At 72.0% G+C, this 15,239-nt stretch carries 12 protein-coding genes and 2 pseudogenes; 12 read left to right on the top strand and 2 right to left on the bottom strand.

Annotated features, from left to right (window positions below; translation table 11 throughout):
- Nucleotides 1-205 precede the first annotated feature (205 nt).
- The 12 genes and pseudogenes from AC6JBM_RS34435 (at nucleotide 206) to AC6JBM_RS34380 (ending at nucleotide 13,274) form a co-directional block, all read left to right on the top strand.
- Nucleotides 206-724, top strand: a complete 519-nt coding sequence (locus AC6JBM_RS34435) for a Rieske (2Fe-2S) protein (RefSeq protein WP_497978150.1) — start codon at nucleotides 206-208, stop codon at nucleotides 722-724.
- A 135-nt stretch (nucleotides 725-859) separates the two neighbouring features.
- Entirely contained in the window at nucleotides 860-1,285 is a 426-nt protein-coding gene (locus AC6JBM_RS34430; RefSeq protein WP_497978149.1) for a Rieske (2Fe-2S) protein, read from the top strand.
- 69 nt (nucleotides 1,286-1,354) lie between these two features.
- A pseudogene (gene uvrC, locus AC6JBM_RS34425) lies at nucleotides 1,355-3,289 on the top strand (excinuclease ABC subunit UvrC); the annotation flags it as partial.
- A gap of 738 nt (nucleotides 3,290-4,027) precedes the next feature.
- Complete coding sequence (gene rapZ / locus AC6JBM_RS34420) at nucleotides 4,028-4,921, top strand: RNase adapter RapZ (RefSeq protein WP_497986573.1); 894 nt, start codon at nucleotides 4,028-4,030, stop codon at nucleotides 4,919-4,921.
- A gap of 215 nt (nucleotides 4,922-5,136) precedes the next feature.
- Nucleotides 5,137-6,096: pseudogene (locus AC6JBM_RS34415) on the top strand (gluconeogenesis factor YvcK family protein); the annotation flags it as partial.
- Nucleotides 6,097-6,253: 157 nt separating this feature from the next.
- On the top strand, nucleotides 6,254-7,234 hold the full coding sequence (gene whiA, locus AC6JBM_RS34410) for a DNA-binding protein WhiA (RefSeq protein ID WP_223102186.1): 981 nt from the start codon (nucleotides 6,254-6,256) through the stop codon (nucleotides 7,232-7,234).
- Between the two features lie 421 nt (nucleotides 7,235-7,655).
- Nucleotides 7,656-8,660: a type I glyceraldehyde-3-phosphate dehydrogenase gene (gene gap, locus AC6JBM_RS34405; RefSeq protein ID WP_497978148.1), complete on the top strand. Its 1,005-nt coding sequence runs from the start codon at nucleotides 7,656-7,658 to the stop codon at nucleotides 8,658-8,660.
- Nucleotides 8,657-9,805, top strand: a complete 1,149-nt coding sequence (locus tag AC6JBM_RS34400; protein WP_497978147.1) for a phosphoglycerate kinase — start codon at nucleotides 8,657-8,659, stop codon at nucleotides 9,803-9,805. The genes gap and AC6JBM_RS34400 overlap by 4 nt, the downstream gene beginning before the upstream one ends.
- Before the next feature lie 3 nt (nucleotides 9,806-9,808).
- The gene (tpiA, locus tag AC6JBM_RS34395; protein WP_497978146.1) at nucleotides 9,809-10,591 is read left to right on the top strand and encodes a triose-phosphate isomerase; all 783 of its coding nucleotides are present in this window, start codon (nucleotides 9,809-9,811) and stop codon (nucleotides 10,589-10,591) included.
- Between the two features lie 183 nt (nucleotides 10,592-10,774).
- On the top strand, nucleotides 10,775-12,478 hold the full coding sequence (locus AC6JBM_RS34390; protein WP_497978145.1) for an ABC transporter substrate-binding protein: 1,704 nt from the start codon (nucleotides 10,775-10,777) through the stop codon (nucleotides 12,476-12,478).
- Between the two features lie 64 nt (nucleotides 12,479-12,542).
- Entirely contained in the window at nucleotides 12,543-12,800 is a 258-nt protein-coding gene (gene secG, locus AC6JBM_RS34385) for a preprotein translocase subunit SecG (protein WP_344614412.1), read from the top strand.
- A gap of 132 nt (nucleotides 12,801-12,932) precedes the next feature.
- A complete protein-coding gene (locus AC6JBM_RS34380) occupies nucleotides 12,933-13,274 on the top strand; it encodes an RNA polymerase-binding protein RbpA (protein ID WP_350615198.1) in 342 nt (113 codons plus the stop codon).
- A 164-nt stretch (nucleotides 13,275-13,438) separates the two neighbouring features.
- Here the strand turns inward: AC6JBM_RS34380 and pgl are convergent, their stop codons facing one another.
- Together pgl and AC6JBM_RS34370 are read right to left on the bottom strand one after the other, a co-directional pair.
- Nucleotides 13,439-14,209 carry a 6-phosphogluconolactonase gene (gene pgl, locus AC6JBM_RS34375; protein ID WP_497978144.1) on the bottom strand — a complete coding sequence of 257 codons (771 nt, stop codon included), beginning with the start codon at nucleotides 14,207-14,209 and terminating at the stop codon, nucleotides 13,439-13,441.
- A complete protein-coding gene (locus AC6JBM_RS34370) occupies nucleotides 14,206-15,222 on the bottom strand; it encodes a glucose-6-phosphate dehydrogenase assembly protein OpcA (protein WP_497978143.1) in 1,017 nt (338 codons plus the stop codon). Before AC6JBM_RS34370 ends, pgl begins: the two co-directional genes overlap by 4 nt.
- Nucleotides 15,223-15,239 lie beyond the last annotated feature (17 nt).

Below are 15,239 nucleotides of genomic sequence, written 5' to 3'. Positions count from 1 at the left end.
GCCAAGGGCTGAGTGTTTGCTGTGAACGGCCCCGGGGCGGTGCTCCGGGGCCGTTTGCGATATGTCGGGCGCTCCGCGCCGCGACATATCGGATTTATACCCCGCCAGGAGATATGTCGGTTCGGCCGGTTTCGAGGGCGGGCGTGGACACCCAGGCGGCGCTGCTACGGTGGCCGCTGGCGAGGCTGACCTCAGGAGGAACCACGTGCCAGGCGAGGACGTCTTCAACCTCTGCGCCGCCCGGCGCACGCTGCTGCTGGGTGCGGGTGCGATGGGCATCGCCGTGCTGGCCGGCTGCGGCGGCGGGGACGAGCCCGCGCCGGGCGCCGGCGGCAATCCGGCCGGCTCGAGCGCGCCCGCCGCGCCCGCCACGACCGGCGGGAACCCGTTCGACGACAGCGGCCCGGGCGGCGACGCCGGGGCCCAGGTGCCGGCCAACGCGCTGGTCGCCGTGGGCGAGGTGCCGGTCGGCGGCGGCGTGATCGTCAAGGACACGGTGCTGGTGGTGCAGCCGGCGAAGGGGTCGTTCAAGGCGTACGACGCGGCCTGCCCGCACCAGGGCGCGATCGTCGATCCGCCCTTCGACGGCAACCCGATCATCATGTGCCCGCGGCACAACTCGAAGTTCAAGGTCTCCGACGGCTCCAAGGTCGACGGGCCCACGCCGAGCGGCCTCAAGACCGTCAAGGTGGGCGTCAAGAGCGGGTACGTCGTCCGCGCGTGATCGTCGCTCTGCGTGATGTCTCGATTGCGGTTTGGGTGCCGGATTCACAGTTTTTGTTGAGCATTGAACCGTATCCTCCATGCTCGGTGTATCTCTGGCCGCAGCCCGCGGGCACACGACCATTGGAGGAGCTTGATGAGTGAGACGACCCGCCGCGCGGTACTCGCCGGGGCGGCCGGTGTGACGGCCGCGTCCGTCCTGGCCGCCTGCGGAGACGACAAGGGTGGATCGGACAGCACTGCCGGCTCCGGCTCCGGCTCCAGCCCCGGTGGCCCGATCGCGAAGAAGGCCGACATCCCGGTGGGCGGGGGCAAGATCGTCTCCGACGACGGCGGGACGGTCATCACGCAGCCGGAGTCCGGGACGTACAAGGCCTTCACGGCGATCTGCACCCACCAGCAGTGCGTGGTCACGGACGTGGCGAACAACAACATCAACTGCAAGTGCCACGGCAGCACGTTCTCGGCCGCGGACGGATCCGCGACCAACCCGCCGGCGACCGCCCCGCTGCAGGAGAAGAAGCTCCGCTTCGAGGGCGACGACATCTACATCACGGCGTGACCCGATCGGGGGCCGGTCCGCGCGACCGGCCCCCGATTTTCTGTCGTACCCCCCGGATAGTCTCGAAGCGTGCCTGACCCGTCCACGTATCGACCAGCACCGGGGACCATTCCGGACACCCCGGGTGTCTACCGCTTCTACGACCCGTCCGGCCGGGTCATCTACGTGGGCAAGGCCAAGAGCCTCCGGCAACGGCTCAGCAGCTACTTCGCCGACCTGTGGACGCTGCACTCGCGCACCCAGCAGATGGTCACCACGGCGGCGCGGGTCGACTGGGTGACCGTCGGCACCGAGGTCGAGGCGCTCCAGCTGGAGTACAACTGGATCAAGGCCTACGATCCGCGGTTCAACGTCCGGTATCGCGATGACAAGAGCTATCCCTATCTCGCCGTCACGCTCGACGAGGCGTATCCGCGGCTGCAGGTGATGCGCGGGGCCAAGCGCAAGGGCGTGCGCTATTTCGGGCCGTATGCCCACGCCTGGGCCATCCGCGAGGTGCTCGACCTGCTGCTGCGGGTGTTCCCGGCCCGCACGTGCTCGTCCGGCGTCTTCAAGCGCGCGGGGCAGATCGGCCGGCCGTGCCTGCTGGGCTACATCGGCAAGTGCTCGGCCCCGTGCGTCGACCGGGTGAGCGAGGACGAGCACCGCGCCATCGTCGAGGCCTTCTGCGACTTCATGGCCGGCAAGACCGACACCATGGTCAAGCAGCTCGAGCGGGAGATGTACCAGGCCTCGGACGAGCTGGACTTCGAGCGCGCCGCGCGGCTGCGCGACGACCTCGGGGCGCTGCGGCGGGCCATGGAGAAGCAGGCCGTCGTGCTCGGCGACGGCACCGACGCCGACGTGGTCGCGTTCGCCGACGACCCGCTCGAGGCCGCGGTGCAGGTCTTCCACGTGCGCGGCGGGCGGGTGCGCGGCCAGCGCGGCTGGATCGTGGAGAAGACCGAGGATCTGACCCCGGGCGATCTCGTGCACCACTTCTGCACGCAGATCTACGGCAGCGAGGCCGGGGCCGAGGCCGCCGACCTGCCTCGCGAGCTGCTCGTGCCGGAGCTGCCGGCCGACGTCGACGCGCTCGCCGACTGGCTCACCCGGCTGCGGGGCAGCCGCGTGTCGATCCGGGTGCCGCAGCGCGGGGACAAGAAGACGCTCGCCGAGACCGTGGCGCGCAACGCCGAGCAGGCGCTGCAGCAGCACAAGCTGCGCCGGGCCGGCGACCTGAGCACGCGCAGCAAGGCCCTCGAGGAGATCGCCGAGGCGCTCGCGATGCCGACCGCGCCGCTGCGCATCGAGTGCTACGACATCTCGCAGATCCAGGGCACCGACGTCGTCGCGAGCATGGTGGTGTTCGAGGACGGGCTGTCGCGCAAGAGCGAATACCGGCGGTTCGCGATCAACGGCGACACCGACGACGTCTCCGCGATCTCCGAGGTGCTGCGGCGGCGGTTCGCCCGCTACCTCGACGCCAAGGTCGAGATCGACGAGGCCGCCGAGACCGACCCGTCCCGCCCCGGCATCGACCCGACGACCGGGCGGCCGCGCAAGTTCGCCTACCCGCCCCAGCTCGTCGTCGTCGACGGCGGCCAGCCCCAGGTCAACGCGGCCGCGCAGGTGCTGCTGGATCTGGGCATCGACGACATCACCGTCTGCGGCCTCGCCAAGCGCCTCGAGGAGGTGTGGCTGCCGGAGGACGAGTTCCCGGTGATCCTGCCCCGGGCCTCCGAGGGTTTGTACCTCCTGCAGCGCGTCCGCGACGAGGCGCACCGCTTCGCCATCACGTACCACCGGCAGAAGCGCTCGAAGCGCATGACGGCCTCGTCGCTCGACTCGGTGCCCGGCCTCGGCGAGATCCGCCGCAAGGCGCTGCTGCGGCATTTCGGGTCGCTCAAACGGCTGAAGGCCGCGACCCTGGAGGAGATCGCGGAGGTGCCCGGCATCGGGCGCCGCACGGCGGAGGCGATTCAGGCGGCGCTGAACCCGGACCCGCTCGCCTCGGCCCGCCGCCCCGCCGACGCCGTGCCCGATCCGGCCCCGCCCGCTTCGCCCTCGGACGCTGCTCCGGACTCGGCCGCCGGCTCCCGCTCGGACGCCTCGTCGGATTCGGGTGCCGATGCGCGCTCGGACGCCGGGCCCTTCGCCGGGCCGTTCATGGAGGCAGCTGCGGCGGGGGCCGAGGGCGAGCCTCGGGCGGCGGGTGCTGATGCGGGCGCTTCACCGGCGGAGTCGGGGTCCGTGGGCGGGCCGGTCGCGTCGGGCCGGCCGGCCGGAGACGTGCGCGGGGCGGGGTGGCCGCGGGGCGAGGTGTCGCACGCCGGCGGTGATCCGGACGTGGCCGTGGAGATCGACGCGGGGGGCTCGGAGGTCGTTCGTCCCCGGGTCGAGGTGACACGGATGGGGGACACGCCGGAAGTGATCGTCGAGGCCGGCGACACGCCCGAACGCGGGTCAGGAGACGGGGCCAGCAGGGGCGGAGCGGTCGACGAGGTCGTGGAGGAGGCCGGGGCTGGAGATACCGCGAACTAGTGCAAACCGACCGACCGTCCGATGCCGCGCGCCGTACGACATAAACTCGTCGTCGTGTCGAGAGATGGCGACGTGCCGAGAGGCGCCACCGCGGACGACGGCGGGGCCCAACCGACTGTCAGCAGCACCGGCGAGTTCGCGGAGGGTGCGCTCTTCGATGCGGAGCGTGCCGGGATCGCGGGGCGCGCGGACGCGGGGGAGGGCTTCGGGGCTGGGGAGGTGGACCCCGCCGAGGGGAACCTGCCCGGGCGCAACACCACCGACCTCGTGATCGTGACCGGCGTGTCCGGCGGCGGCCGCAGCACCGTGGCGCGGGCGCTCGAGAACGTCGGGTACTACGTCGTGGACAACCTGCCCCAGGCGCTGCTGCTCGACATGGCCGAGCTCGCGCACGCGGCGCAGGGCGCGGTCCGGCGCACCGCGATGGTGCTGGACGTGCGCAGCCACGCCTTCTCGACCGACCTGCCGGGCGCGGTGAAGTCGCTGCGGGAGCGGGGCTTCAACCCGCGGATGGTGTTCGTCGACGCCGACGACGAGGTGCTGATCCGGCGCTTCGAGAGCGTGCGGCGCTCGCACCCGCTGCAGGGCGCCGGGCGGCTCTCCGACGGCATCGCGGCCGAGCGGCAGCTGCTGCTGGAGGCGCGTGAGCAGGCCGACGTCCTGATCGACACGAGCCATCTCAACGTCAACCAGCTGCGCGGGCGCATCGAGGAGATGTTCGGCGAGGAGGACACGACCCAGATCAGGGTCACGGTGCTGTCCTTCGGGTTCAAGTACGGCCTGCCGCCCGACGCCGACTTCGTGCTCGACGCGCGCTTCCTGCCCAACCCGTACTGGGTGCCGGAGCTGCGCGAGCACACCGGGCGGGAGACGGACGTCAGCCGGTACGTGCTGGGGCAGCGCGGGGCGATCACGTTCGTGGAGACGTACGCCCGCCTCATCAACGCGACCGCGCCGGGCTTCGAGCGCGAGGGGAAGCGCTACCTCACGATCGCCGTCGGCTGCACGGGCGGCAAGCACCGCAGCGTCGCCATCGCCGAGGAGCTCGCCCGGCGGCTGCGCGAGATGCGGCTCGCGGCCTCGCCGCAGCACCGCGACCTGGGACGCGAATGACGAGCCGGCCCACGGGCGGCAACGACGCCGCACGGACCCCGGCCGCGAAGGACCCCGCACCCGCGCCCGGCCGCCGACGCTCCAAGGCGTCCAGATCCGCACCGGCCGGCGACGGCCGCGCCGAGCCGCCCGCTGCCGCCGAGGCGCCGGACGGGGCGGGACGGCCGCAGAGCCGGTCCAGGTCCGTCGCCGCCGCCGACAACGGCCGCGGTCAGATGCACGCGCGCGTGCAACCGGCCGGCGCGGAGCGGGACACCCAGCGCGAGGCGGTCAGGGTCGTCGCGTTCGGGGGCGGGCACGGGCTGTCCGCGACGCTGCGTGCGCTGCGCATCGTGCAGCGTGGCCGCCCGCTCGACATCACCGCCGTCGTGACCGTCGCCGACGACGGCGGCTCCAGCGGCCGGCTGCGCCAGACGCGCGACATCCTGCCGCCGGGCGACCTGCGCCAGGCCCTCGCCGCGCTCGCCGACGAGACGGCCACCGCCGAGCTGTTCCAGCACCGGTTCACCGGCGAGGACGACATCGCCGGGCACCCGGTCGGGAATCTGGTGCTCGTCGCGCTGATGGAGCAGGCCGGCGACCCGGTGGCCGCGCTCGATCGGGCGGCGGCGCTGCTGCGCTGCGGCGGGCGGGTGCTGCCCATGTCGCGCGACCCGCTGCACATCGAGGCGGACCTGTCCGAGGACGGGGAGGTCGTCACCGTGCGCGGGCAGCACGAGGTCGCGGTCACCACCAAGACCATCGACCGCGTGCGGCTGACGCCGGACGCGCCCGAGGCGTGCGCCGAGGCGGTGCGGGCCGTGCGCGAGGCCGACTGGCTGCTGTTCGGGCCCGGCTCGTGGTTCACCAGCGTGATTCCGCACCTGCTCGTGCCCGGGCTGGCCGACGCCATCCGGGACAGCGCGGGCCGGCGGCTGGTCACGCTCAACCTCGCGGCCGACAGCGAGACCGCGGGGCTGACGCTGCCGGAGCACCTGGCCGCCCTGCCCCGTTACCTACCTGGATTGCACGTCGATGTAGTTCTTGCCGACGGGAAAGCCGTAGGCGACCCCGAACCGGTCCATCGTGCGGCAGAATCGCTTGGTGCGCGGCTGGTGCTGGCCCCGGTCGCCGTCGATGACGGGGGGCCCCGGCACGACCCGCAGGCGCTGGCAGCGGCGCTCGACCCATTGCTGCAGGTCGACGCAGGCAAGACCGCCCGGACGACCGCCAGGGTCGCGCGCGGTGCCGGGATGAGAAGTGAGAACGGCTCGCGGACCAACGGGGGTCGGGCGCGTGCCGGTACGGACGGGGACATCACTGTGAACACGAAATCCGCGAGGTGACGACAGAATGGCGATGACCGCTGCGGTCAAGGACGAGCTCAGCCGGGTGGACGTGGCCAAGCCCTGCTGCCGGCGAGCCGAGATGGCCGCGCTGTTGCGCTTCGCGGGAGGGCTGCACATCGTCTCGGGCCGGGTGGTCGTCGAGGCCGAGCTCGACACCAACGCCGCCGCGCGCCGGCTGCGTCGCGAGGTGTCGGAGGTGTACGGGTACGGCAGCGAAATCCACGTCCTCGCGTCGGGCGGCCTGCGCAAGGCCAGCCACTTCATCGTGCGCGTGGTCAAGGACGGCGAGGCCCTCGCCCGCCAGACCGGCCTGCTCGACGTGCGCGGACGTCCCGTGCGCGGGCTCCCGCCGCACGTCGTGTCGGCGAACATGTGCTGCGCGGTCGCCGCGTGGCGGGGGGCCTTCCTCGCGCACGGCTCGCTGACCGAGCCCGGGCGCAGCTGTGCGCTGGAGATCACGTGCCCGGGTCCCGAGGCGGCGCTCGCGCTCGTCGGGGCGGCGCGGCGGATCGGGATCACCGCGAAGGCGCGCGAGGTGCGCGGGGTCGACCGGGTCGTGGTCAAGGACGGCGACGCGATCGCCGCGCTGCTCACCCGCATCGGCGCCCACCAGAGCGTGCTGACCTGGGAGGAGCGCCGGGTGCGGCGCGAGGTGCGGGCCACCGCCAACCGGCTGGCCAACTTCGACGACGCCAACCTGCGCCGCTCGGCACGCGCCGCGGTCGCCGCCGCGGCCCGGGTCGCCCGGGCCATGGAGATCCTCGCCGACACCGCGCCCGACCACCTGTCCAGCGCGGGCACGCTGCGGCTCGAGCACCGCCAGGCGTCGCTGGAGGAGCTCGGCGCGCTCGCCGACCCGCCGCTGACCAAGGACGCGATCGCCGGCCGTATAAGGCGTCTGCTGGCGCTGGCCGACAAGCGCGCCCGTGACCTGGGCATTCCCGACACCGAGTCGGCCGTGACCCCGGAGATGCTGGTCGGCTGACGCCGAATCCGACATAACTACTGTCGGGGTATAAATCCGATAAGTCGTGGCGCAGAGCGCCCGACTTATCGGGCAGAACGCCCCCGGCGGGCGCCGCGCTGTGACCTGCGGCCGTGAGGCGATCGGCAACCGGGTCGAGCCGCCCGCAAGCCTGCGCCGCCGTACGATCAAACGTGGGCTCCGACACCCCCGTGGGATCGTGACCGGTTCGAGACGATAGGGTTTGCCGTGTTCGGCGATGAGGCCGACTCGGGTCGCTCCTCGCTGTTCGATCGCCGCCGCGACACGCGGCCGGACCCCGCACCAACGGGTGGGTCCGGACCGGCGGGACCAGGGTGGGCGAGCCAATAACACTCATCTGGCGCACGGCAACGGCACACCAGCGCGGCCGTGGCGCGAAGAGACGAGGAGATGTGTCGAAGTGACCATCCGGGTTGGCATCAACGGCTTCGGCCGTATCGGGCGCAACTTCTTCCGTGCGGCCCTTGCGAAGGGCGCCGACATCGAGGTTGTCGGCGTGAACGACCTGACCGACAACCAGACGCTGGCGCACCTGCTGAAGTACGACAGCATCCTCGGCCGGCTGGGCGAGGAGGTGAAGGCGACCGCGGACGAGATCACCGTCGCGGGCAAGACCTTCAAGGCCCTCGCCGAGCGCGACCCCTCGAAGCTGCCCTGGGGCGACCTGGGCGCGGACGTCGTCATCGAGTCGACCGGCATCTTCACCGACGCCGAGAAGGCCAAGGTCCACGTGGCCGGCGGCGCCAAGAAGGTCATCATCTCGGCCCCGGCCAAGAACGAGGACCTGACGATCGTCTTCGGCGTGAACGAGCACCAGTACGACCCGGCGAAGCACACGATCATCTCCAACGCGTCGTGCACCACGAACTGCCTCGCCCCGATGGCGAAGGTCATCAACGACACGTTCGGCATCGAGCGTGGCCTCATGACCACGATCCACGCCTACACGCAGGACCAGAACCTGCAGGACGCGCCGCACAAGGACCTGCGTCGCGCCCGCGCCGCGGCCCTGAACATCGTGCCGACCTCGACCGGTGCGGCCAAGGCGATCAGCCTGGTCATCCCCGAGCTCAAGGGCAAGCTCGACGGCTACGCGCTGCGCGTGCCGGTCCCGACCGGCTCGGCGACCGACCTCACGGTCACCGTCGGCCGCGACACCAGCGTCGAAGAGGTCAACGCGGCGATCAAGGCGGCCGCCGACGGCCCGCTCGCCGGCATCCTGGTCTACACCGAGGACCCGATCGTCTCCACCGACATCGTGACCGACCCGGCGTCGTGCATCTTCGACTCGGGCCTGACCAAGGTCATCGGCAACCAGGTCAAGGTCGTCGGCTGGTACGACAACGAGTGGGGCTACAGCAACCGTCTCGTCGACGCCGTCACCCTGGTCGGCACCGGCCTGTGAAGACGCTCGACGACCTCCTGAGCGAGGGCGTCGCCGGTCGGCGCGTGCTGCTGCGCGCCGACCTGAACGTCCCGCTCGACGGAGACAAGATCACCGACGACGGGCGCATCCGCGCGGTCCTGCCGACCATCAACGCCCTGCGTGAGGCCGGCGCCGCGAAGATCACCGTCATGTCGCACCTGGGCCGCCCGAAGGGCGCGCCCGACCCGAAGTACACCCTCGCGCCCGTCGCCGCCCGCCTGAGCGAGCTGCTGGGCGCCCCGGTGGCCTTCGGCGGGGCGGACGGCGACCTGGTGCTGCTGGAGAACCTCCGCTTCAACGCGGGGGAGACCAGCAAGGTCGAGTCCGAGCGCCTGGCGTTCGCGCACGAGCTGGCCGCGCACGGCGACGTCTACGTCGACGACGCGTTCGGCGCCGTGCACCGCAAGCACGCCAGCGTCTTCGACGTGGCCGGCCTGCTGCCGCACTACAGCGGCTACCTGGTCGCCAAGGAGCTCGAGGTCCTCTCGAAGCTCACGGGCGACGCCGAGCGGCCCTACGTCGTGATCCTCGGCGGCTCGAAGGTCTCGGACAAGCTCGCCGTCATCGAGGCGCTGCTGCCCAAGGTCGACAAGCTGCTCATCGGCGGCGGCATGTGCTTCACCTTCCTCAAGGCCCAGGGCCACGAGGTCGGCAAGAGCCTGCTGCAGGACGAGATGGTCGACACCTGCAAGGACCTGCTCCAGCGGGGCGGCGACAAGATCGTGCTGCCGGCCGACGTGGTGACCGCGGACAAGTTCGCGGCCGACGCGGAGGTGCGGACGGTCGGCGTGGACGCCATCCCGGCCGAGGAGCTCGGCCTGGACATCGGCCCCGAGTCGGTGGCGGCCTTCGCGGCGGCCCTCGACGGGGCGAAGACCGTCTTCTGGAACGGCCCGATGGGCGTGTTCGAGCTGGCGCCCTTCGCCGCCGGTACGCGTGGCGTCGCCGAGGCGATCACCAAGATCGACGGCTTCAGCGTCGTCGGCGGCGGTGACTCGGCCGCGGCCGTGCGCGCGCTGGGCATCCCGGAGGACGGCTTCAGCCACATCTCCACCGGCGGCGGCGCCTCCCTCGAGTTCCTCGAGGGCAAGGCCCTGCCCGGCATCACGGCGCTGGAGGCCTGAGCCATGGCTGAGGTCACCGGACGCCGCCCGCTCATGGCGGGCAACTGGAAGATGAACCTGAACCACCTCGAGGCCATCGCGCTGGTGCAGAAGCTGGCCTTCACGCTCAACGAGCAGCAGCTCAACGACGTGGAGGCGGTCGTCCTGCCGCCGTTCGTGGACATCCGCAGCGTCCAGACGCTGGTGGACGGCGACAAGCTGCTCATCGGCTACGGCGCGCAGGACATCTCCGCGCACGTGTCGGGCGCCTACACGGGCGAGATCTCCGGGGCGATGCTGGCCAAGCTCGGCTGCCAGTACGTGGTCGTCGGGCACTCGGAGCGGCGGCAGTACCACCGCGAGGACGACGCCCTGGTCAACGCCAAGGTGAAGGCGGCGCTGGCCAACGGCATCGCGCCGATCCTGTGCGTGGGCGAGGGCCTGGAGGTCCGCGAGTCGGGCGAGCACGTGGGGTACACCCTCGCGCAGCTCGACGCCGGCCTCGAGAAGATCAAGACCGACGAGGTCGAGAAGATCGTCGTCGCCTACGAGCCGGTCTGGGCGATCGGCACCGGCAAGGTGGCGACGCCCGAGGACGCGCAGGAGGTCATCGGGGCGATCCGCACCCGGCTGGCCGAGAAGTACAGCGGCGGCACCGCCGACCGCGTGCGCATCCTCTACGGTGGCTCGGTCAAGCACGACAACGTCGCGGCGATCATCGAGCAGCCCGACATCGACGGCGCCCTGGTGGGCGGCGCGAGCATCGACGCCGAGGGCTTCGCGAGGATTGTCCGGCTCGGCAAGTAACAGCAGCAGCACAGTGCGTCGCGCGGTCCGGATGCGGGCCGCGCGACGTTTTGCTGTCGCCCCCATGACGCCTACAGTGGCTGCGTCCACCACCCCTTGACCTGGCGTCAAGCCACCGGGCCAGGGCTCACCGCCACGAACGGACGAGCCGGGACCCGGTCGGGCGCGCCGTGAAGGACCAGCATGCCCAGTCGTCGGACGACCATTGCGACCATCGCCGGACTGGCGCTGCTGGCGACCGCCGGATGCGGCGACGCCGACGCGAAGCACGGGCCGAAGCCGCCCCGGACCGGCGGGACCGTGCACGTGGTGGTGAGCGCCAAACCGTCCCACCTCGACCCGCAGCGGGTCGCCACGGCCACCGAGGCCAACGTCAGCCGCCTCGTCTCCCGGACGCTCACCACGTTCCGGTCGGAGCCGGGCGCGGCCTCCAGCGAGATCGTGGGCGACCTCGCCACCGACGCCGGCCGCCCGAGCGAGGGCAACCGCGTCTGGGACTTCCAGCTCAAGGACGACGTGCGCTGGGAGGACGGCACGCCGATCACGTGCCCTGACGTCAAGCACGGCGTCGAGCGCAGCTTCTCCGGGCTGTTCTCCGTCGCCCAGCCGTATGCCAAGACCTACCTCGCCGACGCGGACGGCTACGCGGGCCCGTTCACCGGCGGTGACAACGGCGGCAAGGGCCTCACGTCCGTGCAGTGCGTCGACCCCCGCAACATCCGCTTCACGCTCAACCAGCCGATCGGCGACTTCGGGTACACGGTGGCCAGGTCGGTCTTCGCGCCGGTGCCGGTCAAGTCGGACACCCGGGCCGACTACGACAAGCACCCGGTCTCGTCGGGCCCCTACAAGCTGCAGGAGAACACCGACCAGCGCCTCGTGTACGTCCGCAACCCGTTCTGGGACCGCAAGACCGACGGCGTGCGCAAGGCCTACCCGGACAAGATCGTGATCGAGGCCGACGGCGACCTGCCGACCGTCACCTCGAACCTGATCACCAGCGACGGGGACAGCGCCGACACCGTCGACCTGGACAAGAACGTCGCGCCGAACTTCGTGCAGCAGGTCATCAACGACCCGGACCTGTCGGCGCGGGCGGTCCAGGGCAGCTACGGCGGCATCCGGTACCTCGCGATCAACAGCCGGCGCATCCCGGACCTGGCCTGCCGGCAGGCGCTGGTGTACGCGTTCGACAAGCGCAAGTTCCGCGCCGCGGCCGGCGGATCGGTCTACGGGGACTACGCGACGACGATGATCGCGCCGCAGCTGAAGGCCCACAAGGACTTCGACGTGTACGACAGCGCCGGCAACGTCGAGGGCAAGCCCGACGTGGCCCTGAAGCTGATGGACGAGCAGCAGAAGAAGGGCAGGCCGTGCGCCGGCGCCCTGACGCTGTCCATCCCGGACCAGAAGGATATCCGGCGCCTGGCGGCCACGGTGGTGGAGACGTATCAGCAGATCGGCATCCAGATCAAGGTCAACGGGATCGACCCGGAGACGTACTTCGACGTCATCGGCAACCCCGCGAACACCAACGACCTGCTGTGGGCCGGCTGGATCCCGGACTGGGCGAACGGCTCGGCGGTCATCCCGCCGCTCTTCGACGGCCGGCTCATCCCGGCCGGGGCGGGCGCCACCAACAACCAGAACTACGGGCTGCTCAACGACACCGACATCAACGACCGGATCTCCGCCGCGCTGGCCGAGTCGGTGCCGGAGCGGCAGTACCGGCTCTGGGGCGAGCTCGACCAGAAGATCGCCGAGCAGGCGGTGGCGATCCCGATCGTCTACATGAAGGCGCTGCGCATGGCGGGCACCAACATCCGCGGCGGCTTCATCCACCCGCAGTTCGGGCAGCCCGACCTGTGCGCGATCGGACTCGCCTAGTAAGCTGGCACCCGCTCTACAGACGACCGTGCCCTGACCGCCTTGCCGAGAGGACGACCGCGCCATGACGGCGTTCGCCTACACCCTGATCGTGCTGCTGGTCATCACCAGCGTGCTGCTGACCCTGCTCGTGCTCCTGCACCGTGGCAAGGGCGGCGGCATGTCCAGCATGTTCGGCGGCGGCGTGTCCTCCAGCCTGGCCGGTTCCTCGGTGGCGGAGAAGAACCTCGACCGCTACACCCTGCTGGTCGGCATCATCTGGTTCGCCTGCATCGTGGGCCTCGGCCTCTGGCTCAAAATCGTCCAGAACGGTGGCGCCTGAGCACCTCGCCGTCCACCAGCGTTAGACTCAGCGCGCGGTCCGTGCAACTTACGGGCCGCGCGCAGGTGTTTACGCCCACACTCCTGCACTCCGTAAGACGTCGTACCCCCCGACGAACAGGAGCGAGCAGCCGTGGCAGCTGGCAATGCCATCCGCGGAACACGAGTCGGCTCCGGCCCGGTGCGCTGGGCCGAGCGTGGTGAACAGGCCCCCCGGCGCGCCGTGACCTACTGGTGCGCCAACGGGCACGTGACCGAGCCGGCGTTCGCCGCCGAGATCGAGCCCCCGGACACCTGGGACTGCTCCCGGTGCGGCCTCCCGGCCGGCCGGAACGAGCAGGCCCCGCCGGAGCGTCCGCGGGCCGAGCCCTACAAGTCCCACCTGGCCTACGTGAAGGAGCGGCGCACCGACGCCGACGGCGAGGCCATCCTCCAGGAGGCGCTGGCGCGTCTGCGCCAACGCACAGGCCGATAGCGACAGGGGCGCCGGATGCGAGATCCGGCGCCCCTGTTCACGAACCAAGGCCATGACTCGGGTCCGCCGTGGTGCGGACCGTTCCTCCCGCGAGACACCGCTCGGCGCTGGCGCGCCGTCGCTGCCAGGTCCGCGGGTGGTCACCCTTCTTCTGACGGCCGCCGTCAGACGAGGCTGCGGAAGCGGGGCGGCAGCTCGTGGGCCGCGGCGGTGTCGAGCAGCCACAGCGTGAGCTCCCGCCCGTGCACGCCCGCCGCCGGGATCTGGCGCGGGCCCGCGTCGGCGAGGGCCAGGCCCACCGCCTTCGCCTTGCCGTCGCCCGAGGCGATCAGCCACACCTCGGCCGCCGTGTTGATCGCCGGCAGGGTCAGCGTGGTGCGCACCGGCGGCGGCTTCGGGCTGCCCCGCACCGCCGAGACCGGCCGCGACTCCAGCGTCACCGGGTGCTCCGGGAACACCGAGGCCACGTGGCCGTCCTCGCCGACGCCGAGCAGGATCACGTCGAAGTGCGGCAGCTCGGCGTGGCCGGGGCGGGCCGCCTCGGCCAGCGCCGCGGCGTAGCGGGCGGCGGCCGCCTCGGCGTCCTCGCCGTCCGGGCCGTCGGAGGCCGGCATCGGGTGCACCCGGGCCGGGTCGAGCTTCAGCGCGTCGAGCAGCGCCGCGCGGGCCTGGGTCTCGTTGCGCTCGCCGTCGCCGGACGGCAGGAACCGCTCGTCGCCCCACCAGACGTTCACCCGCGACCAGTCCACCGCGTCGCGGGCCGGGCTCTCGCGGACCGCCTGGTAGATCTGGGCGGCGATGCGGCCGCCGGTCAGCGCGACCGTGGCCTCGCCCCGCTCCGCCTGGGCGTCGGTGAGCCGGACGATGAGCCGGGCGGCGGCCGCCTCGGCGAGCAGCCGCGGCTCCGTGTGCACGACGATCTTCGAATGATTCATGAAGCCACGGGCTCCGGCGTGGGCACCGTGCCGGCTTCCGGCTTCTCGGCCAGGGCGGGGTCCTTCCAGATGTGCACGCGGGGCGCGCCGCGCTCGGCGAGCCGGCGCTTGCCGGTGCCGGCCGCCAGCGCGGCCGCGTAGGGCTGGTCGGGGTCGAGCCGGCGCAGCTCCTCGGCGAGCTCGTCGCCGAGCGGGCGGCGGCTCAGCGGCAGGATGCGGTCCGGCTGGCCGGTGCGCTGCAGCGTGGCGACGCCCGCGTTGAGGTCGCGGATCAGGTTCATCGAGTCGCCGTTGTCGAGCACCATGTTCACCGCCTGCATGATCTTGCCGTCGCCGGTCCTGCGGGCCGGGTGCACGCCGAGGCGCGCCTCCAGCCAGCCGCCGAGCAGCAGCGCGGTCGGGTCGTGCTCGGGCGCCACGATCTCGGCCGAGCGCACGCCGATCCGGGTGGCGTCGAACGCCCCGGCCAGCAGGGTGCGCCACGGGGTGATGCGCGACCAGGCCAGGTCGGTGTCGCCGGGCACGTAGTCGTCGGAGCGCACCCGCAGCGCGGCGACCGGGTCCTCGGCCTGGGCGCTGTCGGTGATGCGGCGGTCGGCGACGACGCCCAGCGGGTCGTACGCGATCCGCTCCGGCGGCGTGCACTGCCACCACGTCACCACCGGCACGTCCGGGGCGAGCAGCGGCATGACGACCGACTCGGCGTGCAGCGCCAGCCGGCCCTGCATGCGCATCACGACCGCCTCGCACGGGCCCAGCCGCCCGCCGACGACGATCTCGGCGTCGAGGCGCGACCGCTGCTGGGTGACGTCGGCGCGCACGATGATGAGCAGCCGGCACGGGTGCGCGGAGGCGGCGATGGTGGCCGCCGCCTCGGCCTCGCGGACCTGCCGCTCGTCGACCACGGCGATCAGGGTCAGGGCCAGGCCACTGGTCAGGCCGCCGGCGCTGCGCCGCTCGTTGGCCAGGGCCTTGACCACCTCGATGCCGGTGGTGTCCCACAAACCGATCATGTCCATGTCTCCCTCTT

Source organism: Dactylosporangium thailandense, assembly GCF_059739745.1.
Note: the sequence above shows the minus strand (reverse complement) of the source record. Positions and strands in the feature narration are given on the sequence as shown.

Excerpts from the sequence above, each read along its gene's own strand:
- whiA (WP_223102186.1), top strand. The coding sequence starts at position 6,254 with ATGGCGATGACCGCTGCGGTCAAGGACGAGCTCAGCCGGGTGGACGTG.
- AC6JBM_RS34430 (WP_497978149.1), top strand. The coding sequence starts at position 860 with ATGAGTGAGACGACCCGCCGCGCGGTACTCGCCGGGGCGGCCGGTGTG.
- AC6JBM_RS34370 (WP_497978143.1), bottom strand. The coding sequence starts at position 15,222 with ATGATCGGTTTGTGGGACACCACCGGCATCGAGGTGGTCAAGGCCCTG.
- secG (WP_344614412.1), top strand. The coding sequence starts at position 12,543 with ATGACGGCGTTCGCCTACACCCTGATCGTGCTGCTGGTCATCACCAGC.
- pgl (WP_497978144.1), bottom strand. The coding sequence starts at position 14,209 with ATGAATCATTCGAAGATCGTCGTGCACACGGAGCCGCGGCTGCTCGCC.
- tpiA (WP_497978146.1), top strand. The coding sequence starts at position 9,809 with ATGGCTGAGGTCACCGGACGCCGCCCGCTCATGGCGGGCAACTGGAAG.
- AC6JBM_RS34390 (WP_497978145.1), top strand. The coding sequence starts at position 10,775 with ATGCCCAGTCGTCGGACGACCATTGCGACCATCGCCGGACTGGCGCTG.